20 protein-coding genes and 1 pseudogene are annotated in these 24,438 nt (G+C 44.3%); 9 read left to right on the top strand and 12 right to left on the bottom strand.

Annotated features, from left to right (window positions below; genetic code table 11):
- Nucleotides 1–17 precede the first annotated feature (17 nt).
- The 3 genes and pseudogenes from DYADSP32_RS12480 to DYADSP32_RS12470 form a co-directional block, all read left to right on the top strand.
- Entirely contained in the window at nt 18–3,485 is a 3,468-nt protein-coding gene (locus DYADSP32_RS12480) for a SusC/RagA family TonB-linked outer membrane protein (RefSeq protein WP_149242423.1), read from the top strand.
- 30 nt (nt 3,486–3,515) lie between these two features.
- Nucleotides 3,516–4,583 (top strand): RagB/SusD family nutrient uptake outer membrane protein, encoded by a 1,068-nt coding sequence (locus DYADSP32_RS12475; RefSeq protein ID WP_414617716.1) that lies wholly within the window; start codon nt 3,516–3,518, stop codon nt 4,581–4,583.
- Nucleotides 4,584–4,601: 18 nt separating this feature from the next.
- Nucleotides 4,602–5,024 (top strand): annotated as a pseudogene (locus DYADSP32_RS12470) (RagB/SusD family nutrient uptake outer membrane protein); the annotation flags it as partial.
- Between the two features lie 91 nt (nt 5,025–5,115).
- Here DYADSP32_RS12470 and DYADSP32_RS12465 read toward each other — a convergent pair.
- The 4 genes from DYADSP32_RS12465 to hisB all read right to left on the bottom strand — a co-directional run bounded on the left by DYADSP32_RS12465 (nt 5,116) and on the right by hisB (nt 9,263).
- On the bottom strand, nt 5,116–6,690 hold the full coding sequence (locus DYADSP32_RS12465; RefSeq protein ID WP_149242424.1) for a SulP family inorganic anion transporter: 1,575 nt from the start codon (nt 6,688–6,690) through the stop codon (nt 5,116–5,118).
- A 39-nt stretch (nt 6,691–6,729) separates the two neighbouring features.
- Entirely contained in the window at nt 6,730–7,380 is a 651-nt protein-coding gene (locus tag DYADSP32_RS12460) for a carbonic anhydrase (RefSeq protein ID WP_149242425.1), read from the bottom strand.
- A 102-nt stretch (nt 7,381–7,482) separates the two neighbouring features.
- Nucleotides 7,483–7,779: a hypothetical protein gene (locus DYADSP32_RS12455; RefSeq protein WP_149242426.1), complete on the bottom strand. Its 297-nt coding sequence runs from the start codon at nt 7,777–7,779 to the stop codon at nt 7,483–7,485.
- A gap of 359 nt (nt 7,780–8,138) precedes the next feature.
- On the bottom strand, nt 8,139–9,263 hold the full coding sequence (gene hisB, locus DYADSP32_RS12450; RefSeq protein WP_149242427.1) for a bifunctional histidinol-phosphatase/imidazoleglycerol-phosphate dehydratase HisB: 1,125 nt from the start codon (nt 9,261–9,263) through the stop codon (nt 8,139–8,141).
- 195 nt (nt 9,264–9,458) lie between these two features.
- Here hisB and DYADSP32_RS12445 point away from each other — a divergent pair, with 195 nt between their 5' ends.
- From DYADSP32_RS12445 to DYADSP32_RS12430, 4 genes are all read left to right on the top strand, one after another.
- Nucleotides 9,459–10,052 (top strand): riboflavin synthase, encoded by a 594-nt coding sequence (locus DYADSP32_RS12445; protein ID WP_149242428.1) that lies wholly within the window; start codon nt 9,459–9,461, stop codon nt 10,050–10,052.
- Nucleotides 10,053–10,117: 65 nt separating this feature from the next.
- Entirely contained in the window at nt 10,118–10,918 is an 801-nt protein-coding gene (locus tag DYADSP32_RS12440; protein ID WP_149242429.1) for a PASTA domain-containing protein, read from the top strand.
- Nucleotides 10,893–12,746: a T9SS type A sorting domain-containing protein gene (locus DYADSP32_RS12435; RefSeq protein ID WP_149242430.1), complete on the top strand. Its 1,854-nt coding sequence runs from the start codon at nt 10,893–10,895 to the stop codon at nt 12,744–12,746. The genes DYADSP32_RS12440 and DYADSP32_RS12435 overlap by 26 nt, the downstream gene beginning before the upstream one ends.
- A gap of 68 nt (nt 12,747–12,814) precedes the next feature.
- Complete coding sequence (locus DYADSP32_RS12430; RefSeq protein ID WP_149242431.1) at nt 12,815–13,114, top strand: rhodanese-like domain-containing protein; 300 nt, start codon at nt 12,815–12,817, stop codon at nt 13,112–13,114.
- A gap of 112 nt (nt 13,115–13,226) precedes the next feature.
- On the opposite strand, the gene miaA is transcribed toward DYADSP32_RS12430, so the two are convergent.
- Nucleotides 13,227–14,141, bottom strand: coding sequence for a tRNA (adenosine(37)-N6)-dimethylallyltransferase MiaA (gene miaA / locus DYADSP32_RS12425; RefSeq protein WP_149242432.1), 915 nt, complete (start codon nt 14,139–14,141; stop codon nt 13,227–13,229).
- Nucleotides 14,142–14,186: 45 nt separating this feature from the next.
- Between miaA and DYADSP32_RS12420 the strand changes: the two genes are divergently transcribed.
- Nucleotides 14,187–14,852 (top strand): DUF4230 domain-containing protein, encoded by a 666-nt coding sequence (locus DYADSP32_RS12420; RefSeq protein WP_149242433.1) that lies wholly within the window; start codon nt 14,187–14,189, stop codon nt 14,850–14,852.
- Nucleotides 14,853–15,124: 272 nt separating this feature from the next.
- On the top strand, nt 15,125–15,712 hold the full coding sequence (locus DYADSP32_RS12415) for a hypothetical protein (protein WP_149242434.1): 588 nt from the start codon (nt 15,125–15,127) through the stop codon (nt 15,710–15,712).
- A 434-nt stretch (nt 15,713–16,146) separates the two neighbouring features.
- On the opposite strand, the gene gldN is transcribed toward DYADSP32_RS12415, so the two are convergent.
- The 7 genes from gldN to DYADSP32_RS12380 all read right to left on the bottom strand — a co-directional run bounded on the left by gldN (nt 16,147) and on the right by DYADSP32_RS12380 (nt 24,403).
- Nucleotides 16,147–17,178, bottom strand: a complete 1,032-nt coding sequence (gene gldN / locus DYADSP32_RS12410; protein WP_149242435.1) for a gliding motility protein GldN — start codon at nt 17,176–17,178, stop codon at nt 16,147–16,149.
- 41 nt (nt 17,179–17,219) lie between these two features.
- Nucleotides 17,220–18,818: a gliding motility protein GldM gene (gldM, locus tag DYADSP32_RS12405; RefSeq protein WP_149242436.1), complete on the bottom strand. Its 1,599-nt coding sequence runs from the start codon at nt 18,816–18,818 to the stop codon at nt 17,220–17,222.
- A 101-nt stretch (nt 18,819–18,919) separates the two neighbouring features.
- A complete protein-coding gene (gene gldL / locus DYADSP32_RS12400; protein WP_149242437.1) occupies nt 18,920–19,735 on the bottom strand; it encodes a gliding motility protein GldL in 816 nt (271 codons plus the stop codon).
- Nucleotides 19,736–19,853: 118 nt separating this feature from the next.
- The gene (locus DYADSP32_RS12395) at nt 19,854–20,924 is read right to left on the bottom strand and encodes an SUMF1/EgtB/PvdO family nonheme iron enzyme (RefSeq protein WP_149242438.1); all 1,071 of its coding nucleotides are present in this window, start codon (nt 20,922–20,924) and stop codon (nt 19,854–19,856) included.
- A 365-nt stretch (nt 20,925–21,289) separates the two neighbouring features.
- A complete protein-coding gene (locus DYADSP32_RS12390; RefSeq protein WP_149242439.1) occupies nt 21,290–22,264 on the bottom strand; it encodes a type IX secretion system membrane protein PorP/SprF in 975 nt (324 codons plus the stop codon).
- Between the two features lie 133 nt (nt 22,265–22,397).
- A complete protein-coding gene (locus tag DYADSP32_RS12385) occupies nt 22,398–23,180 on the bottom strand; it encodes a uroporphyrinogen-III synthase (protein WP_149242440.1) in 783 nt (260 codons plus the stop codon).
- A 41-nt stretch (nt 23,181–23,221) separates the two neighbouring features.
- Nucleotides 23,222–24,403: a DUF4271 domain-containing protein gene (locus DYADSP32_RS12380; protein ID WP_149242441.1), complete on the bottom strand. Its 1,182-nt coding sequence runs from the start codon at nt 24,401–24,403 to the stop codon at nt 23,222–23,224.
- Between the last annotated feature and the right edge of the window lie 35 nt (nt 24,404–24,438).

Here is a 24,438-nt window from a genome sequence, read left to right as displayed (position 1 = left end):
CTTTAAACCTTTAACTTATGCACTTAAATCTATCCGGAAAGCAATGGGTGGGAATGGGAATGGGGCTGGTATTCGCCACATCTTTTTCGCAGCTTGCTACCTCCCAGAGTATCGCGTTTGTAGCTGCGACGTCGAAGCAATATTCTTCCGTAAGGAGGGAGATGAAACTGAAAAATGCCCTGCTGGAATTGCAGAAGCATTACAAAGTGGAAATCGTGTTTGAGGACCGGCTGGTCGGTGCCGGGATAATCACTTCTGAATCATTGAATCTGAACTTGCCGATTGAGCAAAACCTGGACAACCTGTTGAGTCAAAATGGCTTGAAATACAAGAAGATCCGCAGAAACACTTATGTCGTTACGGAAAGTAAAGCCAGAGTATCCGAAATAGTAAAAACTGAACGACCGGGACAGGCTGTTACATTTGAGATGACGCCGGTGGAAATTGCACACATACAAGCGCTCAGGCAGGCTGCCGCCATAGACAAAGGGGTAACGGGTAAAGTGACGGATGAGGCAGGAAACGGTCTGCCTGGCGTAAGCGTAGTGGTGAAAGGTACACAACGGGGGACTTCAACGGGTGTTGATGGCGGGTTTCAGCTGGAGGTGCCGGACGACCGCTCGATATTGGTTTTTAGCTTTGTAGGTTACGGATCCAAGGAGGTCGTGGTTGGAACGCAGTCACAATTGACCATTAGTTTACAGCCCGACGAAAATGCACTGAACGAAGTAGTGGTGGTAGGTTATGGATCAGTTCGCAAATCAGATTTGACAGGTGCTGTAGGTACGGTAAAGGCAGAGGCATTACAGGAACGGCCGGCGTCTTCGCTCAACCAGGGGCTGTCTGGGCGTATCACCGGGGTCAACGTTTCTTCCAACTCCGGACGTCCCGGGGGTAGAGCCAATATCCGTATTCGGGGTGCAAGCTCGATAAGCGTATCCAACAATCCCTTATATATTATCGATGGTGTGATCCTCAATTCCGAAGGCCTTCAGAATGGGAGCTCTCCCATTGACTACATTAATCCCAATGACATCGCCTCCATTGAGGTTTTAAAAGATGCATCTTCAACGGCCATTTATGGAGCCAGGGGAGCCAATGGAGTTATAATGGTGACGACGAAACGAGGTACAACCGGCGGTGGACGGGTTACATACGATACTGATTTTAGCATTGGTGTGGCACCTAAGAAATTACCAGTGCTTAATTCGAAGGAATTTTTGGCAGTAGAGGACGCAGCCTATCTCAACGCGGCCAAATATGATCCCGTAGGCTGGGCCACAGGAACGAAATACCAGGATCCCAAATTAAAAAGAACAAATCCATTACTATTTGATGCCAGCGGTAATCCATTATACGACACAGACTGGCAGGACGAATCCTTTCAAAAGGCAATTACTCAAAACCATCAGTTGGGATTGACAGGTGGAAACGAAAAGGGAACTTATGGTGCTTTTCTGAATTATCGAAATGAAAATGGGATTGTAAGGGAATCCTGGCAGAAAAGGTTTGCAGGTCGGTTTGTCTTCGATAGCCAGGTAAAAAGCTGGCTGAAAGTGGGCGGTTCGTTAGGGTATACAGACCAAAATGAAAAGCAGATAGACCAGCTTGGAGGTGGGGGGATCGTGGTGATGAGGCAGGTATTGGAGGCGTTACCCATTATTCCTGTGAAGTATGCCGACGGCTCCTGGGCCAGTAACCGGGATTATCCGGGCATGGAAGGTGGTGACAGCCCGCTTAGGGTTGCCGCAGATCGGTTATATTTCCTCAAAACGCAAACCATGCTGGGAAGCGTTTATGCTAACATACAGTTGGCTAAGGGGCTGGAATTTAAATCTACGATAGGTACCAACGTGATTAATCAGCGCGAGGATTACTCTGCGGTCGCAGGGATGCAATATATCTCCAGTAACGGAAACGCATCTGTAAAAAACAACCGATATAATTCCTGGCAGTTTGAGAATTATCTGACGTACATGAAGGATTTTGCTAAAATTCATTCTGTTAACGCCATGATGGGTTTGTCGTGGCAGCATGTGGACCGCTTCGAAGCCATTGCAAGCAGTTCCAATTATTCTGATTCCTATTTTCAGTACAACAATCTGGGAGCAGGTGCAACGGCTGGCGCTCCATCGTCTTTTGCCAATGCCTACGGACTCAATTCGTACTTTGCCAGGGTCAATTACAGTCTGATGGATAAGTATCTGGTGACCTTTACCGGGCGTGTGGATGGATCTTCGAAATTTGGTGCAGCGAACCAATACGCCTTCTTCCCTTCGGCGGCACTGGCCTGGAAAGTTACCGAAGAAAACTTCATGAAGAATATACCTGCTATTTCTAACCTTAAGTTGAGGACAAGCTATGGTGCTACGGGTAACTCAGAAATCCCTGCGTACCGTGCCTTGGCAGGTATGGGCAATTATGACGTTATTTTTGGAGGAGCCCGTAATACTGGGATCGGTATAGGACGTATAGCCAACTCAGGACTTCAGTGGGAAAAAACACATCAGTTCGATTTTGGCCTTGAACTGGGCTTATTTTCGAACAGGCTAAGTTTCGAGCTGGATTTGTATCGCAGAAAGGTTAACGAAATGCTCCTGGATGCCCCGTTGCCGATGAGCAGTGGATACGCCAGTATCTTTACCAATATTGGAAGTATGGAGAACAAGGGCGTAGAGTTTGCCATAAACTCTACCAATCTGAAACTAGGTGATTTTACCTGGAGTACCACTTTCAATATCTCTGTAAACAAAAATAAGGTACTTGCACTTTCGGGGGGGAGCGATATTTTCGTAGGCAATACCGTGGTGAGTGTGGGCAAACCCGTAGGCTCATTCTTTGGACGCGTACACCAGGGCACCTGGTCTACAGCTGAGGCCGAGCAGGCAAAGAAATACAATAAGCGCCCTGGGGATGTAAAATACCTGGATCTGAACAATGACGGAACCATTAATGACAACGATCGTACCATCATAGGCAGAGGTATTCCCGATGGATTTGGTACACTGTTAAATACATTCCAGTACAAAGCATGGTCGCTTACGGTAGATCTGCAATACATGTACGGCAATGATGTGCTCGACAGAAGTATCCACTCGGCCGAAGACCGACAAGGAATTGCCAATAGCTACAAAACCGTACTCAATGCCTGGACGGAAACCAACCAGAATACACCTATTGCTCAGGTTCGTCCGATCCCTGCCGGTTATGACACCAATAACGATAGTCATAAGGTTACCGATGCCTCCTTTATCAGAGGTCGTAACTTGCTGCTGGCTTATACTTTCCCGGCCAAAGTCGTGTCCGCTCTTAAGCTCGATCGCCTGAGAGTATATGGTTCAGTACAAAACTTCTTTGTGGCTACTAAATACACCGGATTTGATCCCGAGGTGTCCAACTCCGGCTCGGCTTTTGATCAGGGATTTGCGCTTTATGACTATCCGAGACCAAGGATCTTTATGTTGGGAATCAATGTCGGACTATAATTTTATCTGAAACTTTTCGAAAAAGAAACGATGAAAGCAATAACAAAAAAATATAAACTGCTGGCTTTAATGGCAGGTACCTTGTGGCTTACGGGTTGCTCCGACTTTTTAACAGAATCGGATCCGAGCAATTTTACGGTGGAGAACTATTTTACGAAACCGGCACATGCGCGCAGTTCGGTAAATGCTATTTACGCAAGTTTACGTGATCCTATGGGAAGTGGATTTGGTGGTGGAACCTGGATGATGACCGAATTTGCTACCGGCCTGGCGGGTACCGATCTGGGACAGGCTGTAAACAGCTATTTTATAAAAGACTTGCAAAATACATCTGATAACGGTTATGGAGTAGGTTATTGGAGTAGTTATTACAAGGGAATTGGCAATGCCAACTTGTCAATCGCAAAAATTCCGGCGATTACGATGGATGAAACCGAGAAGAAAAGAGTCTTGGGCGAAGCTTACTTTTTGAGAGCCTGGTATTATTTCAATTTGGTTCAGATGTTTGGCAATATCCCGTTGGTTACCGAGCCTATTAACTTGCAGTCTGAGCAGTTGTATCAGTCTCCGTCCACAGCTGAGCAGGTTTATGCACTCATCGTATCGGATCTGAAAGCGGCCGAGGCGTCGGGGTTGCCCTGGACAGATGTTTCGGGCAAGGTAAGCCTTGGGGCAGTGAAGTCGCTCTTGGCAAAGGTATATCTGACCATGGCCGGTTTCCCTCTGAAAAAAGGCAACGAATATTATGACCTGGCGGCAAAGAAGGCAGCAGAGGTAATTGATTCCAAACAGTTTAAGTTGTTTTCGACTTATGCCGACCTGCATGATCCCGCAAAAAAGAATATCGAGGAGAATATTTTTATGATCCAGTACAAGACACAGGTGACGCCTTCCAACTGGCAGGTATCGATCATACCGTATAACAAAAATATATCGGCTTACTCTGATGAAACGGGCGGGATATACGCGCTGGGTGACTTTGTGAAGTCCTACGCTACCGGGGATTTGCGTGCAAAAGAGAAACAATTTTTTTATACCACCTTTACCAATGAAAGTAACAGGAATCTGTCTGTCGATTTAGGGGGGTATTTTATTTGAAAACATTTCGATGTTGTTGCGCAAACTACGTCAGCCAATAGTGATCTTAACTGGTCGGTGATACGATATGCAGATGTGTTGCTGATGTACGCCGAAGCGGCCAATGAGGTAAGCGGGCCTGGTACCAAAGTCTTTGAGGCGGTCAATGCCACGAGAACAAGGGCACAATTACCGGATCTGGCGGGTTTGACGAAAGATCAGTTACGGGAGGAGATTTGGAAGGAGCGTTGGTATGAGTTGTGCTATGAAAACATCACCTGGTTCGATATGGTGCGTCTTCGCAAAGCTTTTAACGTTTCCACCAAAAAATTTGATGAATATGTGGGACATAAGTTTTCGTATGGTCCTGTGCTGAGTGCCAGGGAGTTGTTGTTTCCGATACCCACTTCTGAGATTAGAAACAATACCAAACTTAAGCAAAACGACGGATACGGTAAATAACGATTGATTATCAAAAGAGCCAGCAGGTGTCACCCAGCTGGTTCTTTTTGATATATCGGTTTATGTGGTTGGAAAGTCGCTACATGAGAAGTTAATGTCCTCCAACACTTGCTACATCACTGATTCCTTTCGTTTCCACCGTAATATTCCGCAAGGGTGCGGAGTGATTTTTGAAATCTTGTATGATCTCCAGGACATCGTAATCAATGTTCAATGATTTGGTCCCGTCAATGACTACGGTTGAATTCTCGGGAAGATGCTCAAGGGTAGCGCCAATGCTGCCTTTGTTAAGGAACGTTACCTCTTCGGACAGGATCAGGGTGATTACTTCACCATCCTTGTGCGCTTCTTTTTTATAATGGTAGGAATGCTTGTAATTCTTTCTTAAAATAAAGTATATCGCTACCGCCATACCGATTGCAATTCCCTTCAGCAGGTCAGTGCCTAATATAGCTACGACCGTTACCACGAAAGGCACAAATTGTTCCTTTCCCAACTTATACATCCCGATAAACAGCGAAAACTTTGCCAGCTTATAACCGACCAGAAGCAGAATAGCAGCTAGGGCAGACAATGGAATGAAGTTCAGGTATTTGGGAATGAAAATAGCTGATAGTAGAAGAATCGTACCATGAACAATTGTACCCATTTTGGTTCTTCCTCCCGAAGCTATGTTTGCAGAGCTCCTCACAATCACCTGAGTTATAGGTAAACCACCAATAAGACCGGACGTTACGTTACCAATTCCCTGCGCAATCAGCTCACGGTTGGTGGGGGTGTCCCTTTTAAAGGGATCCAGCTTATCCGTAGCTTCCACAGACAATAAGCTTTCAAGACTGGCCACAATAGCAATGGTGATGGCAACCGTATACACTTCAACTTTACCAAGCGCCGAAAAATCAGGTGTTTTGAAAAAGCTAAAAAACTCCTGACTATTAGAAGCTACGGGTAGCTGTACCAGATGTTCTCCACTTAACACCCATTCGGGGGCAATGTTTGAAAACAGTATGTTGAGTGCAATCCCGATTAAAACGACAAAAAGAGCGCCCGGAAGAAATTTGAAAAGCTGTATCCTTTTCATGAAAGGCCTGTCGAACAACAACAGTAATCCCAGCGACACAACGGAAATAATGATCGCGCCTACGCTGCTGTACCTTACAGCATAGTACAACTCAGTAAAAGTATTATTCCCGTCTTTCTGGCTGAAGTTTTCATCTCCCATAAAGTCGGCATCATAGCCGAATGCATGGGGAATTTCTTTCAAAATGAGCGTAATACCAATAGCGGCAAGCATTCCCTTAATAACCGAGGAAGGGAAGTAATATCCGATCACGCCCGCTTTCAAAAGCCCGGCAATTACCTGTAAAATCCCTGCTATAACCACAGCCAGCAAAAACGATTCAAAACTTCCAAGTGTTTCCAGCGCGGTAAGTACGATGACCACCAGGCCGGCAGCAGGGCCTGAAACGCCAAGGGACGATCCGCTAATTAATCCCACTACAATCCCCCCAACTATTCCGGCTATAATACCAGAAAACAGCAGGTCGGACCGCCCGGTCGATGCAAGGGCAACCCCAAGACACAACGGCAAGGCAACAAGGGAAACGACCAGACCAGCCGGGAAATCATATTTGAGATTTGAAAATAAACTTTTATTAGTCGACATATAAATGAGGTATTGAGGTGTTTTAGCTGTGGTCAAAAACTACGTTAAAGCAGGCGCCATGTCAAATTTGTAGACATAATCCATTTTACTGTTGTCGCCCACCGAAATTCCAAGGTCATTGAGTTCGCCAGTGTGAATGTCGAAAACTACACCGTGGATCAGAAGTTCCTGTCCAGTGGACCAGGCATTTTGTACGATGGATGTTTTGGTAAGATTGAAAACCTGCTCGGCAACATTCAATTCTACCAGCCTGTCGCTTTTAGCTTTGGGGTCATCAATAAGATCAAGTTCTTGTTCATGAAGGCGGTAGACATCTTTGATATGCCGGAGCCAATTATCGATCAGGCCGACTGGCTTGTTACCCATTGCAGCGTTTACTCCCCCGCAACCGTAGTGCCCTACCACCATTACGTGCTTTACGCCCAACACATTTACCGAATAATCCAGTACGCTGAGCATGCTCATGTCCGTATGTATGACCATATTGGCAATGTTGCGATGTACAAAAATATCGCCCGGAAGTGTACCTGTGACCTCGTTGGCGGGTACCCGACTGTCCGAGCAACCTATCCATAAGAATTGCGGAGATTGCCCCGAGCCAAGAACATCAAAAAACTTGGGATCCCGGCTGGTTGTATCGGTGATCCACTTCTTATTATTTTCAAATAACTTCTTATATGACCTAATCATGATTGTCTGAATTTTGATCTTATTAATTGATTTAAACCACAGAATTGCATATTTCCGAAGTGGGAAATATGATTCTAATGGGAACAATGAATGCAGAAAATGCTAGATCAACTCAGGTGGGGGAGAGAAGAGGTTTTCGAGTATATCGTTTTCGGAAGGAACCGAATACGAAAAAGCAACTCTTAAAATGGCCGACGAAGGATGTTGGCTTATGTTTACAAAGTGATGATATATTTGCTGATCATCCGTAACTTTTTCAATCTCTGACTTTTCACTTTCGCAGTCGCCGGAATTGCAGACGGCAACTATTTTGTCTTTTGCCAACAAGATGCTCAGTACATCTGTGGATTTGCAGATGAAGAAGATCGTAAGTAGTAAAAGGCAAAAATTACGCAACAAAATTTAACTGATTTTAATAAGTTTCTTAACCTGACAACCGGTAGTAGTTCAAAAACGTTCGATTTTACAGGTTTGGTGCTTATTGGCGCCGAAATTTTCTAAATAAAGTTCCGTAGAATAAATATACTCAGGTGCAAAAAAGGGATGTGCAAAACATCCCTGATACTAAAATTATGGTCTCCATCCCTTTTCATGATTCTCTAACCAGCGCCCAACAACAAAAGCAGCGCCAAGCAGAACTATGTAAAAAGCGATCATTATAATCGTCATTGTCATAAGAATATCTGATTTTTTTCTGACTGTATGGCCGCAAAAATAGGCAAAAAAACCTACCAACGACAGAAATGGGTTGAAAAAAATTATAACACACCCTTGGTTGAGGGCATAAAGTCCAGCGCTTTCAAGTCGCGACGTACGGCCATTTTTATGGCTTTTGCAAACCCTTTGAAAATGGATTCAATCTTATGATGCTCGTTTTGCCCTTCCACTTTGATATTCAGGTTCGAGAGTGAGGTATCGGAGAATGATTTAAAAAAGTGATAAAACATTTCGGTAGGCATTTCCCCGATCTTTTCTCTTTTAAATTCCGCATCCCACACCAGCCAGGGGCGCCCTGAAAAATCAATGGCAACCTGTGCGAGTGCTTCATCCATGGGCAGTAAAAAACCATATCTGCTTATTCCACGCTTGTCTCCAATAGCCTGCCGGTATGCTTCGCCCAGGGCAAGTGCTGTGTCTTCAATGGTATGATGTTCGTCTATGTGCAGGTCTCCCTCTACCGTTATTTTCAGGTCTGCTCCCGAATGCCGTGCAAGTTGGTCCAGCATATGATCATAAAAGCCCAGTCCGGTGTGTACGTCGGAGCGCCCGCTGCCATCCAGATTCAATTCAATCTTAATCCGGGTTTCTTTAGTATTTCTTTCCACAAAGGCCGTTCGGGAAGGAAGTTTTAAGTGCTCATAAATGGCATCCCAATCATTTGAAATGAAGGAAATTGCGTTATTCATGCTTTCTGTAACGCCTTCGGCAGGCAGCTCCGTCGCGATCAGAATGGCTTTCGCACCCAGGTTCACGGCAAGTTGCACATCTGTAAGCCGGTCGCCGATGACATAGCTGTTGGGTAAATCGTACTCCTCACTGAAATAGGCCCCCAATAATCCAATTCCAGGCTTGCGTGTAGGCAAATTTTCCGCCGGAAAACTGCGATCGATCAGCGTATCCATAAAATGTACATTTTCGCCTGCCAGTGTATTTACCATTTTGTTGTGTGCAGGCCAAAAGGTGTCCTCCGGAAATGACCGGGTACCAAGACCGTCCTGATTGGTGACCATCACCAGTTCGAAGTCCGTTTCTTCGGCAATTCGGCGTAAATTAGAGATAGCCTTTGGAAGAAATTCCAGTTTTTCAAGGGAGTCAACCTGTTGATCGATCAAGGGTTCAATAATGATTGTTCCATCCCGATCTATAAAAAGTACTTTTTTCATTTTGTAAGAATATGCAATTGAACTCCGTTTAAGGATTGGCAGGTAATTTTTCACAAAGTTCGTAAAGTATATGGATTAGAAAAGTGCGAGGCTAACTAAATCGCGCTTAAATGGGGTAGCGGGTTTTTAAAGATGTTGTACCTTTACAGCGAGATAGGTCAAATGGCTATATCAGGCTCATAGGAATTATTGAAGATGTTTACAGGAATTATTGAAGCGATAGGAGAAATTGTTAAGATTGAATTGTCAGGTACAAACAAGACATTTACACTTCGTTCAACGCTTGCTGCTGAGTTGCGCATCGATCAAAGTGTTAGTCATAATGGCGTGTGCCTGACTGTGACGGCTGTTGAGGGTGACAGCTATCAGGTCACTGCGATTGAAGAAACCTTAATTAAAACCAATTTGGGGGAACTGAATGTATCGGATCAGGTCAATTTAGAGCGCTGCATGCTTGCCAACGGCCGCTTCGATGGTCACATCGTTCAGGGCCATGTGGATCAGACCGCCATTTGCACGTCCATCGAAGAACGGGAAGGAAGTTGGTTATTTGATTTTAAATACAACCCATCATTGGGAAATATTACTGTTGAGAAAGGCTCCATCTGTTTGAATGGGGTGAGTCTCACTGTTTTTAATTCAGTCCCCGATGGTTTCCGGGTTGCCATTATTCCCTATACCTATACTTTTACCAACTTTAATAAGTTACGAACCGGAGACTCTGTCAACCTGGAATTTGACATTTTGGGTAAATATATCAAACGTATTCTCAGCGGTTATACGGCATAGAGTATTGGCATCCTGAATTTTTACTTCTATTTTTACTTTTCTAAATTATTCGTTCAATTACCTCCATGGCAAAAATCAGTACCCAATCCCGGAGTGATCTTTTAATTCATATCGGAATTATCATTTCATTGATTCTGGTGTTTTTTCTGGGATTTTTCTTCATCTATCTGCCATTTACCACCAATCATGGGGAAGCGATTACAGTGCCTGATCTAAAAAAGATGAATGTGGAGGGACTGGAAGATTTTCTGGACAGCCGGGATCTGAGATATGAAGTGGACTGTACATTTGTAGCCGGTGCCACCCCGCTCACGATTATTGGTCAATACCCATTACCGGGTGCCAAAGTCAAGGAAGGCCGGAAGATTTATGTTACAGTAGTGTCCAGAACGGCTCCGTTGGTTAAAATGCCAAAACTGACTGACATGACCCTCAGAAGCGCACAGATGTTACTGAAAAGTATGGGGCTCGAAGAGGGTAAGCTTTCTTATGTACCTGACATGGCTCAAAATGCGGTATTGAGGCAAATGTATAACGGTAGTGTTATTGAACCAGGACAAGCGATACTTAAGGGGTCTAAAATTGATCTGGAACTCGGAGAGGGGTTGGGAACGGCGCAGTTCGATGCACCAATGGTGATCGACATGCCATTGGATGAAGCCAAAATTGCCATCATTGGTGCAGGACTCAAAGTAGGTCAGCAAATGACGGTTCCCGCCGAAGATGGTCAGGCATCGGGTGTTGTTGTTCGACAAAATCCCGAATCGGGCAATAAAGTACGCGTTGGCGACGTAATTGACCTATGGGTTACACCCCTGGGAGAAGAACCTAATCCTACGAATGAAGAACAACCGCAACAGCCATAAAAGCCGGCATACAATAGTACTTTTTCTTTCTTTTGTATTGTTAAGTTTCAGTCTTCGTGCCCAGCTCACCATTGTGCCGATCGGCACTGCACCTGGCGATGCAGGGGAATCACCATACACCGGTGCAAGAGTACAGGCGCTTTCGCTACCTTTCTTTGACGATTTCGCTACGACAAATACCGCTCGTCCGAATACAAACTATTGGTTGTCGGGAGGCGGGGTATATGTAAATAATACACTGGCTGCGACCCAACCGTCGTTGAATGTGGCCACTTTCGATGGATTAAGCGCCAATGGGGGGCTTTACGATAATGTAAATCCTTTTTCACAGGGAAATACCGATACACTTACCTCGCAGCCGATCAATTTGACCGGACTCACCGCTCGGGATTCGGTGTACCTTAGCTTTTATTGGCTAGCCAAAGGCCTGGGAGAACGTCCCGACACATTGGATGCATTTCGTGTTGAGTTCAAAAATGTAAACAATGTCTGGGATGAGGTTTGGAAAAATGACGGACAGGTAGAGCAAGACTCCATATTTGCCCTTGCGTTTGTTGCTATCCGAAACCCGATTTATCTACATGCAGATTTTCAGTTTCGTTTCAGATCATATGGCAGAACGTCTGGCCCATTTGACACCTGGCACCTGGATTATGTCTATCTGAACAAAGCAAGGAGCATCAGGCAGCCGTACATTTTTGACGTGGCTGCCAGGAAGCCTTTAACCTCGTTTTTGAAACAGTACACAGCCATGCCTTTAAAGCAGTACCGGCTTAATCCTGCAGGTAACACTGCAGCTTCCATAACCGGAGAGGTAAAAAACAATTTTAATAATTTCAATCAGCTTACCGGAACATTTATACTCTCCGATAGTAAAACAAACCAGGAATATTTTAGAAATGTGCAGTCAGCTGTTACGATTCAGGATCTCGGTTCTAAGGAATTCATTATACCAATAAAACCAATAGCCAGCGCTTCGGATGTTGACAGTGTTAGTCTGAAAAGCAAATTTTACATTACGACCACGGATAACGCCATTCCGGGAGTGGATTTATTCAGGAATGATACCATCACTGCAGTTACCCAGTTACACAATTTCTTCGCCTATGATGACGGAAGTGCGGAATATGGTATTCAGATGAACCAAAAACTCGGCCGTGCCGTGGTCCGTTTCTCATTAGCCGCACCCGATACAGTGGCTGGGATAAGAATGAGTCTCATTCCGTTTGGTAAGGATATTTCTGGTCAAGCGTTCAATATTCAGATATACCGCAACAAAGACGGCAAGCCCGATCCGACTGTCCTTGCTCAACGATCAGTTAGCGCCAGATATCCGCCTGATCGGAATGGTTTTACAGAATTTGTTTTCGCCACGCCTGTAGCAGTAAAGGATACGTTTTATGTCGGATGGCTTCAGATCAATGAACAACCCATTGTGGTGGGATATGATCGGAATTCGCAGTTTGGAAAGGATCATGTTTTTTTTAATCTGGGTAATGAGTGGGTTCGGGATGCATCATTGTCAGGCAGTATCATGATACGGCCGGTAATGGGAGGCTTAGGTAAAACGCCACCACTGGGTGTTGAGCCCATTGCGGGCAGAACCAATTATTTTTATCCGAATCCTGCGCAGGGGGTGATCAACTGGGAAAATAGTACTTTCAAAAAGATAGATATATTTTCGGTTGACGGACGTTTAGTGAAAACAATTGTTCCGGCTTCGGGCAGCCGTTCAGCTTCACTGGGCGAGCTTGGAGCAGGTGTTTATGTGTTCAGGGCTACGGATGGGAAGCAGCGTTTTGTGCAAAAGCTGTTGATCTCCCGTTGATAAGTGTTAGATTGTGCCCGGTGCAAGAGGAAAAATATGACATCATATAATAATAAAAGTTTGATAAAATGGATATCACAGTAGAAGAACTAAAAGAGCGTCTGGACAAAGGCGAGGATTTGCATTTTTATGACGTACGCGAAGAGCATGAATATGAAGAGGACAATCTGGGAGCGATCCTGATTCCTCTCGGAGAATTCCCCGATCACCTGGACGAACTTGAAGAGATCAAGGACGAAGAAATTATCATTCATTGTCGTTCCGGTGCCCGTAGTGGCAAAGCGAAGTCTTTTCTGGAAGCACAGGGATTTTCCAATGTAAGAAATGTGTTGGGTGGTATCCTGGCGTACAGAGAACTGGAAGATTGATTGAGGTACAGTTCAAAAGCGCGTTCGTAGCACATTTCCGGATTGTTCCGGAAGTGGCGTCAACGTGCTTTTGATTTTTTGTAATACCCGGGTTGGTTGTTTAGGGAGATACTTACCCCATAGAGTCTTTGGCGTACCGTATAACGTCCTCAGTTTGATCAGCCCCAAACCATTTGAAATCCCCCTGGTGCCGAAACCAGGTCAGCTGACGTTTGGCGTATCTGCGTGTATTTTGCTTGAGCAGTCTCACCATTTCTTGTTCATCATATAATCCGTCAAGAAATCCGAATATCTCTTTGTAACCGACGGTCTGGAGCGCATGATGCGACCTGTAGTTCATCAGGGACTTTGCTTCACTTACCAGGCCTGTATCCAGCATTTGATCCATTCGAGTTTCAATGCGGTTGTAGAGTTCAGCGCGGTCACGATCAAGTGCAATCAGTATCGGCATGAATGCTCTTTTTCTGGATTCTCCTAACTGGTAATTGGAAATAGGGATGCCAGTGGAGTAAAAAACTTCCAGAGCTCTCACCACACGTTGCGGATTGGCTATTTCGGGCGTGGCGGCAAACGCCGGATCTATATGCCCTACCTCGCTTTGAAGCGTTGCCAAGCCCTCTGCCTGCAAGCGCTGAGTTAGTTTTTGTCTTAAATCAGGCAGGGGAGGTGGGAGGTCGTCTAAACCTTCCAGTACGGCTTTAATGTAAAGACCCGAGCCACCCGTCATAATCACACAGTTTTTGTCCTGAAACAAGCGATTTAGCAGTATCAAAACATCCCTCTCGAAATCTCCGGCACTATAATTTTCAGTAATGGAATGGGAATTTATGAAGTGATGTGTGACTTCTGCCAGTTCATTTACGTCTGGTTTAGCGGTACCAATGTTCAGCTCCCTGAAAAATTGCCTGGAATCGGCAGAGATGATCTCTGTATTTAGAGCCTTGGCAAGCGTAATGGACAGTTCAGTCTTGCCTACTGCGGTTGGGCCCGCAACAACGATCAGGTATTTTTCGGCTCTATTTGACATTCTGGTGTTTTTGTCTGAATTTTAATCACTACAAAAATAGAAATCATGAATTTTAGCACACTACTTTTTTTTATATTATCCCTTGGGGTAGGTGCAGGGATAGGCGCTGCGGCCTATTATTTTTTTTCTGGACGTTATCGTGGTAGATCTAATACCGTCAAAGAATCTTCTGTCCTTTTGGAACGTATAGAAAAAGTGTTTAAAGTGGTAATGGCCGAGGGCTACTTCACAGAAATATACAATTATCAGCATGATAAAAATTTCTGGAATTTAATCAACGACAAAAAGAAGGCGTTGGTTATTGCGAAGGCAAAGGTATTGGTGGGATATGATTTTGGGAAAATGCGTTTTCATGTCGAGGAAGGAAACCGGCGCATGATCATCGATTTTTTTCCTGAACCCGAGATTTTATCCATGGATACCGATTATAAATTCTATGATATCGAACAGGGATGGCTTAATCGTTTCCAGAGCGATGACTACACCTCGATACTGAATGAAGCCAAGCAGGCGATGAACGAAAAGGCGCTCGAAAGTGACTTGCCACGTATTGCAACAAATCAGGTACAATTGATGATGTTTCAGCTGGCGGCGACAATGAACTGGAAAATTGATTTGCAGTTGCCCGAGTCTAATAAAAGGAAACTGGATGAATATGCTACCTACAGACCTACTGATGCTGGTGTGAATTCATTGGATGTGGATGACTAACTACCGGAGGTTTTAGCGGCCTGATCAGTAATCTTTTTATGCCGACTATCCTGCAATTCCTGATGCTTTGAAGGTTCGAATAAATGGTACTTTACAGGGAAATCCGGTCCCGCTGTACGTTTGGAGACTTTATTTTTCGATGGCCAAAACATTTTTTGAGTAAATTATCTTGTCAGTATATTTTTTCTCATCATTTTTCCGGTTATTGGCGTATAATGAAGTAAATCAGTAATATATACCATACCTATTTCTCATTCTTAAATTCTACTGTTATGTTAAAAAAATTATTAGCGCTTGCCTGGGTAGTGATCGTTGTGTTTTCAATTAGTTGCAAAGGGCCGGAAGGCGAAGTCGGGCCTAAGGGTGACAAAGGCGATACCGGGGCTACGGGTGCTACCGGGGCAACGGGTGCGGCAGGTAAGGATGGAGAAGGTGGGGCAAGTGCATTTGTACTTGTGAGCGGCGCCGATACCACTGATGCTCAAGGGGGCTTTCTTACTGGCCTTACTGGGGTGACTGCTGAAAATAAAACCGTTCTTGAAAATGCAGCTGTTCACGTATACCTGAAAGTAGGTGATGCTTACTGGCCGATACCGGGAATCGTTGGTTTTACCACAGGGGCCAGCCAATTTACCGCGGTGCATTATGTAGACGGAACCAATTTCTTTGTGGAAATTTTTCAAACCAACTGGTCTGAAGACGTGGACGTGGCTCCTAAAAGGATTGTTCAGGGAATAAAAGTGGTTGTGATTCCTGCTACTGTTCTAAAATTAAATGCAAACATTAACTTCAAGAGTTACGAAGAAACCATTGCTGCATTGGGTTTAACGGATCAGGATATTAAGCTTTCAGAGCTGTAGAATAGTTTTTATCTTTTCGATTACACTCTCATTCTCTATTGCTGTGAATCCATTGGTTGATTCTAAGGCAATAGAGAATTTTTATTTGCAGGATGTGCCGAAAAGACTGGATTAAAGCGCTCTGAGGCTAAATTGGTAGTTGGAGGCTATACAGGCCTCTGAAAAGGGGCAAAGCAGCTGGTTGGCGGATTGATTACGGTTTCTGGATGCTCTCCTTTGAGGCAGGATGAATATCTTCTGTGGCATTCCAAAATTTAACTTCCCTTTTGAGGGAGAGATTTGGTCAATCCTTCGCTGGGATCTTTTAACCCAAAAGACGAATTCGGATGTGAACCACCTTGCGATGCGCTAATTTCAAGAGTGAAAATAAACTGCATTATAATGAAAAAGACGGCTCCTGAGAACCGTCTTTTTTCATTATAAACTTGTGGTTCTTAATATTCCCAGAATCCACTTTCAATTTCCATCAACTGCTGTTCGTAATTTAACGATTTTTGCAGCGCCTCCTTGTCTCCATTATACATGTCAATAAAAGACCTGTCGTTGGCATTGGAGTACTTGGTAATCCGTCCCCAGAATAAACGTAAATCAAAGGCGTCGGCGAGATTTTTGTTTTGTGCTGTATTGTGGGAGTTGTACCAGATGTATTTTTTAGGATCACTACGGAACAATCTTTCCACGTCTTTGTAACGGAAAGAAGCAATCGGAATCTCTAAACCAGTTGCCGAGTTTTTATCCGAAGGAATCAGCAGTGTCAGAGCCTGAATGTCGTTATACAATCTGGAACGTTTTTTATCAAAGGTCCAGTCTTCTTTTATTTCAAGCAAATTGATGTCGGTAGGGAAGAACTCTTCTTCAACGGGCATCATTGCTGTTTGCTGGAAAGTATCCACCGGAGGTGTTTCTACTTTTGGCGGCTCTTCTTTTACTGCGACCGCTTTGGCTCCCTTTTTGGTAGATTTTTTTGGTTTAGGTGGTCCCCAACCATCATCTTCTTGCGCTACTTCAGTCTTTTTGGTTTCTTTTTTGGGCGTATCCCATCCGTCATCCGCAGGTTTTTTCACTGCCTCACCGGAAACTCCGTTGTTGACAGGTTGACCAAAACCCGCTGCTATTTCCTCAGCCGATAAACCGGCTATCTGATTCGGCATCAGCATCTTTTTGTGCAGGAGTTCCGGAGTAAGCTTTACAGTACAAGAATCATTGGTATAAGCATCAATTAACCCAGCCTTTGCCGCTTCCAGCAGATAACGACTTATCTCATTGTTTTTTGAGAACATCGCAGAATTCTGCTTTTCTTGCAAATCCACCCTTCTCCACAAAGTTCTCTTCATCATCACATCACCATCGGCGATTGGGCGGGCAGAAAAGGTATTTTCGGTGGAATCAACCTTTTCTTGTGCAAAAGAAACCGTTACCCCCATTGAAAGGGTCAATAACGACCATGCGATTGTTTTTTTGTTCATATGCTTCAAATTTTATCTTGTCCGGGGCTAATTCAAAGGAATTAATTTAACGGCACTATTCGGTTCTGGTTGCCCATTTCTACTTCACTAATAGCACCCTTGAAATTTCTACGCTCTACTTTGAGAATTTCAATCAGATAACGATCACCCGCTTGTGCTTGTTGTGCCAGGCCGGAAATTGATCCACCGCCATTTAAAATAACTGGGTTGCCAACGCGCCGGGTACCTCGCGCCAGAGATATCTGAATTTCAGCAACGCGGAAATTGGCATCGTCGGGAGAGAAGTTTTTAAAGCTTGGATCTGAAACCGCTACCACCTGGATACTCCTGGCAGCACTTGCGGCAATCCCACGTTTTTCATCCATAGGAGCACCATTGACACGTACTTCAAGGGTTGGCTTTGGCACCAGCTGCACACGAAACGGATTGGTACCCAACACGGCACCGCCGTTACTTACGGTCAATACAACATTGGCTCTGCTTGGAACGATCGTGAATTTACCTTTTGTACCACTATTGATAATCTCAGCGCCATCTGCGGTAAAGGATGGTGCCCATAAAGCGCCCAGTGAAGCACTTTGTACACTCAACTTATTAGCGCAACCGAGATATAATGGAGGCATAGTACCCGTTTCGATTTCGTAAGTCGGTTTAACGACAAAATATTCTTGCTTTAAATTGTAAGTGGTGTCTCTTCCGGACGCAGTAGGAATTCGGATCGTACCAGTGAGCTCACGACGCGCTATACCTTCCGCATTGTATCCGCCACCTTGTGCGACAAATTCGATTTCTCCAACACCATTTACCACTTTTACAGAACCACCATTAAGACTCATGATGGGGGTAATTCCACTTGCGGAAGCAGCAATAAACATCTGCCCTTTGAATTTGGTACCGGCCACTACGGTTTTTGCATCAGCACTCACCATAGCCAGCACACGGTCGAATTTGATATCCTGTGCACCTACTTTACTGGCAAGGTAATTCAATGCCTCACCTTCCATCCTGCGAATGTCTGTTTGTTTCTGGCTTAAAACAGCCAGGGCAGCCGCAACCGGCGTACTTTCAAAGCTAAGTTCTGCAAAGTCCTTTCCACGCTGGTCCTTATTGGTTTTTGCCAATGGATCATCCTTACCATCCAGTGCCAGGGGTTGGAATTTACCCGCATCCGGCATGATTGCGTTCAGCTTATCAGTGAAGGCGTTAAGGTCTTGCTTTAAAACATAACCTTTTCCCCTTTTCTGAGTACCGATCATAAGCTCTGCCACTTTTGCTTCTTCCTGCGGGTGTTTTATGCCACCTTCTTCATTCAAGCCAGCACCAGGTCCGGTGATGATCTCCTGTTTAAGCGTATTTAACTCATTATAGATTTCAGAAGAAAACTTACGCACCTCTTCGGCTTGTTTCATCACGGCCACATCTGCCGCACGATTGCCGGATTTTTCAACGGCTGCCTTGATTTTTAGGGAAGTCTCCTGGTTAATTCTATTGGCTGCTCCGGAAGATAGTTCCAAAGAGTTGTTCAGAAGAAGGAATTTTTCAATGATGGCCGAACTTACCTGCAATGCGAGCATCGCAGTAAGTACCAAATACATCATTCCGATCATCTTCTGACGGGGTGTTTCTTTTCCACCTGCCATATTATTCAGTAATCAGTTTAATCAGTGATTAATTAGTTTATAGGAACAAACAATTTATAATTTGCCTGGAAGGTTTACTATATGCTTGTTAACTTTTAGGCTCAGGCGTTACCACGCATGGCAGTAAGCATATTGCCATAAATCCCGTTCAATGACGAAATGTTCGTAGTTAGCTTAGACATCTCATTTTTGAAAGTCTGAGACTCCTTCGTAGCATCAGCCATATTTGCCATTGCTGTCGTGAGGTTACCGTAGAAAGCATTCATTGCTTTCAAATGCTTGGTAGTATCCTGAAGTTCCAGCTCGTACACCGCATTCAAAGCACCCATGTTTTTGGTGATCTGTTGGAATTGCTCACGATAGGATTGCGCGTCCTTGGTGGCATCGGCCATGGAAGACATTGCGTTGATGGCTACACCATAAGACTTGTTCATATCGGTAATAGCCGTAGATGCAGATTTTACATTCTTCGCGTAGTCATTGGTTGCCACAGTGGCATCGGTAAGATCCGTAATCTTGCCAACTGTGTCCGACAGGTTTCTGAATCCCTTGCCCAGGCTATCGAATATTTCAGGAGAAATTTTCGCGTTGTCAAGCATGGAGTCAAGTTTGGCGGTAATGCCACTTCCCGCATTGGTAGTGCCACGGGTAATAGCAGGGCCTGAATAGTCGTCTGCCAGTTCAGGGTAAACTCTGGTCCAATCCGGATCCTGTCCCGTCGACTGGGTCAATGTCTGAAGCGCATAAAGAAGGAAGATGAGCACCTCAGTACCAAGCCCAGCTGTAAGTAAAGGGCCGCCGAAATCCCAGTGTTGAATTTTTGCCAATGCACCTAAAATAACGACGGCAGCACCGGCGCTATATATGGTTGGTACTAGTTTATCCCAAAAAAAACTAGGTCCGTTATTCTTAGCCATACGAATTAAAATCGGTTACAGTGAAAAATTAAAAATGAAAGTTTGAGAGTTTTATTAACTGAGTCGTAAAAAAAGAAGCAGTGTAAATAACGCTGCTCCTTTTTTTATTCAATGAATATTAGCGGCGACGGGCACGTGCTCCACCACGGTCATTTACATTGTCCATTACACAACGGAATCCAATGAATGCCCTACGTTCAGTTTCGTATTCAAAAGAACGCGTACCGGTCTGTAGAAAATAGGCAATGTCTTTCCAGGAGCCGCCTTTAACTACTTTGCGGGGCTCGTCGGGGTTATCATATTTCGGGTTCATATCCCATACAATCGCTGTAGCATTGTCGGTGTAAGCGTCCAGCGTCCATTCGGCTACATTTCCAGCCATATTGTAAAGGCCAAAATCGTTTGGATTGTATGCGTTGGCAGGGCCTGTGTATGGGTAGCCATCTGCGTCGTAATTTCCTCTTTGCGGTTTGAAGTTGGCCAGGAAGCAACCTTTGCCATTCATTGTGTATGGGTTGCCCCATGGATATTTGGCAACGGCACGTCCGCCTCTCGCCGCCCATTCCCATTCCGCTTCAGTAGGCAGCCTGAACGCTGTGGAGTTAAACTGACCTTCCTGGTTCTGGAAATCGTGCAGCAGGTTGGTACGCCATTTTGAAAAATACTGTGCACCAAGCCAGCTCACCCCTACCACAGGGTAGGTGTCAAATCCAGGATGCTGATAGTAGTATTCTACAAATGGGTCTCCGTTGGAGTAGGCAAAATCTTTTTTCCAGGCGGTGGTGTCAGGATAATACTTCGACATGATTTCTTCTTCACCCAGAACCGAAATGGAGTCAACAAGTAATGCATTTACAAATTGACGGTACTCATTGTTGGTTATTTCGGTGTCATCCATGAAAAAGGAACTGATCGTCACCCGACGGTTCATATTATTCATCGAGGATGCCATATCTTCATCGGCCTGCCCCATCACAAACGATCCCGATGGGATCATAACCATCCCCGCAGGTGTAGTTTGTTTGAAACCCTTACGTGCTGTGGCTGTAATCTCTCCTTGTGAAACACCGCTCTCTTCTTTTCCCTTGCCAAATTTACTTTTAATAAATCCGCAGCTCTGCATAAGCATTACGGCGGCTACCAAAAGCAAACCTTTGACCCCATCCCGATAGAACACTTTAACATTCATAGTGGTTTTGTGAAATTTTAGTAATAAATGTTAGCCTAAAAACGTCGACTGATGATGATATAGTATATTGAAAATAAAAACAAACCTTACATGGGCCCGGGCCGAAAGTCAAATTTACACGCCCCAATTAAATCGTCTTACCCAATACTTCATCGATTATCGGAGTTAACGTAGGAATCAGGATTAATGATATAGCTATGAAAAATTTTACAAATATAATTTAAAGTTTCGCAAAGTATGAACGCTGAACCCAGGTTGATCATAAAAAACAATACGTAAAAAGCGCTTAATCGGAACACAATGATACTATTCCGTTAATCTATTGGAGTATTGTGTTTTATGAACCAGTTGTATACGCAGTATAATCAATATCGGAATCGGGGTGTGCGTATGATAGTCTTCTTGCCAAATTTTGGTGAAGGAAGTGCATAAGAGAGCATCACTTCAAATGAAGAAGGGGACTTCTGTCTGTTTCCTCCGATGACCATATCATATGCACCTGACAACCTCAGGGACTGATCGGGCAGCAAGTACAAGCCACCCATAATGATAAAGTACGTATCCTGTTGGCGATACGTTGCGCCTGCCCAGTATCTTTTATTGTAGGTGACGGTAGCACCTCCTTCGGCGGACACCGATCCGGTATAAGCTTTAACAAGTACGATGGGTTGAATGTCCAGTAAATAACCCATTTCTATATTGACTCCCGCGTTGAGGTAGGCAGTCGCGGGCAGAGGATTTGTTCCTGTTTCCGTACCAAGCTGATATTTCGGTTGCAGCAAGTGGGACACAGAAAGACCCACATGAAAAGCATCGGAAACATAACGTACACCAGCCCCGATATCCGGGTTCATCTCAGCTATAGTACCTGTTTTTATCAGGTCATCATCCGGGTCTCTGGCTCTTAATTTACCATAATCTATGGCTTGCCTGAACATCCCCGCACTGGCGCCCAGGAAAAAATTTCCACCTGCTAATGGAAAGTGATAGGAGGCGGAAAGCTTAAAGTCCTGATCATTACGTGGGCCACTGTTGTCGTTCAATGCGTAAAAACCTATTCCAAAATTCTTCACCGGCATGCTGAAAGATACCAGCTGGGTAGACAAAGCGCCGCCCGCATCCGCGTTGGTACTTTGATAGCCCACGTATTGTGTACGATGTGTAACCTGAATTTTAGTGAGTCCGTCAGCCCCCGCCGCCGCGGGGTTGATGAAGAGCTGGTTCAGATTAAAAAGACTGAACTGGGCATCTTTCTGAGCTGATGCAAAAGTGGATGTAAGTAATAAGAGGCATATGAGCCATTTATGTTTTGCAATAGAAAAGGTAAAATTCAGGGCCATGCCAATGTAACTGGTTAAAACATCACTTAGGAGATTGGGATTCCTTTCAATAACGCATATTGCGTAAAAAAATTGATTAAATAAAAAAAAAGCCGGAATATTTTCCCGGCTTTTCATGGATTCAATAGGTATCTCAAATGGCGTTGGCCTGGCGGATATAGAGCTCTAAGGCACCTGTCATGGATGGTGCATTGGGTAGAGGTGCCTGTATATCAAGAATCAAGCCGGCGTCTGTCACTGCTTTTGCCGTTGTGGGCCCGAAGGCAGCCAGACGGGTGGCATTTTGCTCAAAATCAGGGAAATTGTCGTACAGGGATTTGATCCCGGATGGACTGAAGAAAGCGATGATATCATAGAAAACATCTTCCAGATCCGACAGATCCGCAGACACTGTCTGATACATGGTTGCCTCGGTAAACTGGAACTCCTCCGTATCTGCAAATTCGGGAATGTCATTTTTACGGACATCCGAGCACGGATAAAGGAATTTTTCCTTTTTGTGCTTCCGCATGAGTTCAATGAGCTCCACGGCCGTTTTGGTGCCTGCAAAAATTTTCCGTTTACGAATTACGATGTATTTCTGAAGGTAGTTGGCTGTTTGCTCCGAAATACAGAAATATTTCATGGTAGCCGGAACTTCAATTCTTCCTTCATTACAGATGCGAAAGAAATGATCGATTGCGTTGCGACTTGTGAAGATTACTGCTGAATGATCCAGAATATTGACTTTCTGCTTGCGGAATTCTTTAAAAGAAACTCCGTCGATTTGAATGAAGGCGCGAAAATCTACTTTGATGTTGTACTTCTTTGCTAATTCAAAATAAGGAGAATTTTCGTCTGCAGGTCTGGACTGACTTACTAAAAGGCTGTTCACCTTTTTGAGTCGATCCTGATCAAAATTGATAGTTTCACTCATGTATAATGCGCTTTGTTTAATTCCAAAATGCTCCCGAAATACTACAAGGCAAACTTAATGCCAATTATCAGGGGGATTATTTCGATGACGCAAAGGTAGGAAAATAAATACAGATTAATAAATGATGCAGAAGGCTTGGTGACAACATACAGGGATATGAACCTGCCGATATAGAAAAATAGAAAGGGGAAAAGTATGTACGGTTTCAGGGGGATGAACCAACTGGTATGATTGAAACCTAACATGAAAACGATCAGAAACAGGGCTGCGTAGAAGAAATAAGCAGATTGGATAATTTTCAGGAAAAGTGTATCCACCAGTTTGTCCAGATTGAGCATATTCCCGACAACCGACATCAGAACGAATTTTCCGTAGATGAGAACAAAAAAGATGCCGGATAAAAGGAGGAAGTCAAGGAAATATTGAAAAGTGTTGGTCTGTTCGGTCAATATCGTTATGACGGAGAAGAGGTTGAGGTCGTTTGTTGAGAAAAATAGTAACAAAAAGGCCATCAGCATGGCGTCAATGAGTACAAAGAAAATGATGCTGTTACTGTAAGGCTTGTTGATTTTTGAAAGCTGCTCTCTGGGGTTATTGTTGAAGTACTCCAGCGGATTGATGAGCCTGACAAATGAGAGCGGATTGAGGTTGAAAATCCAGGCATTCAGGATCAGGATAATCAGCATGGCCATTACCGCGAAGTTGCCAAATTGACTGAAAGGAATTGGTTTGATATTGATGAGTGTGGAGGCTGAGTGATGGACAATTCCTGCAGCATTTTTTTGCTTTTGATTGCAGAGCAGTACTTTTTTGCCCGAAATTCCACTGCTCCCATAAACCGTTAGAAGCAATTCTTCACTTTTGAAGGACCTGAAAAGGCTGTCGATATTGAGTTTCAGCCATTCTTCTGAAGGCAGTCGTTGCTGCAAAGCACCATTCAGAAATAAATAGCCCTCCGCTTCGGTTTTAATCAGCAGGAAATACCTTCGGTTTTTAAGCAGGTCTATGCTAAGGCTAACAGACCTTGCGCTTTCATTAACTCCTTGTGAGTAAGGTACATAATTTTTATAATGGCTGTTGTATACCAGCCAGTCATTCTGGTAGTCATAAATGGGAAAAAAGTCTGCCGGAGGAGAAATCTTGTCGTCCACTTTTGCAATTGCTTCATTGGTAGAGAACAAAGCCGTGATGACCAACAAAAGTAAAAGCGGATAGAACCTCATGTTTATAAGAAAAGGCGGGGTTTCCCCAGCCCTTT

The sequence above is a fragment of the Dyadobacter sp. 32 genome, assembly GCF_902506755.1.
Classification (GTDB): Bacteria; Bacteroidota; Bacteroidia; order Cytophagales; family Spirosomataceae; genus Dyadobacter.
Note: the sequence above shows the minus strand (reverse complement) of the source record. Positions and strands in the feature narration are given on the sequence as shown.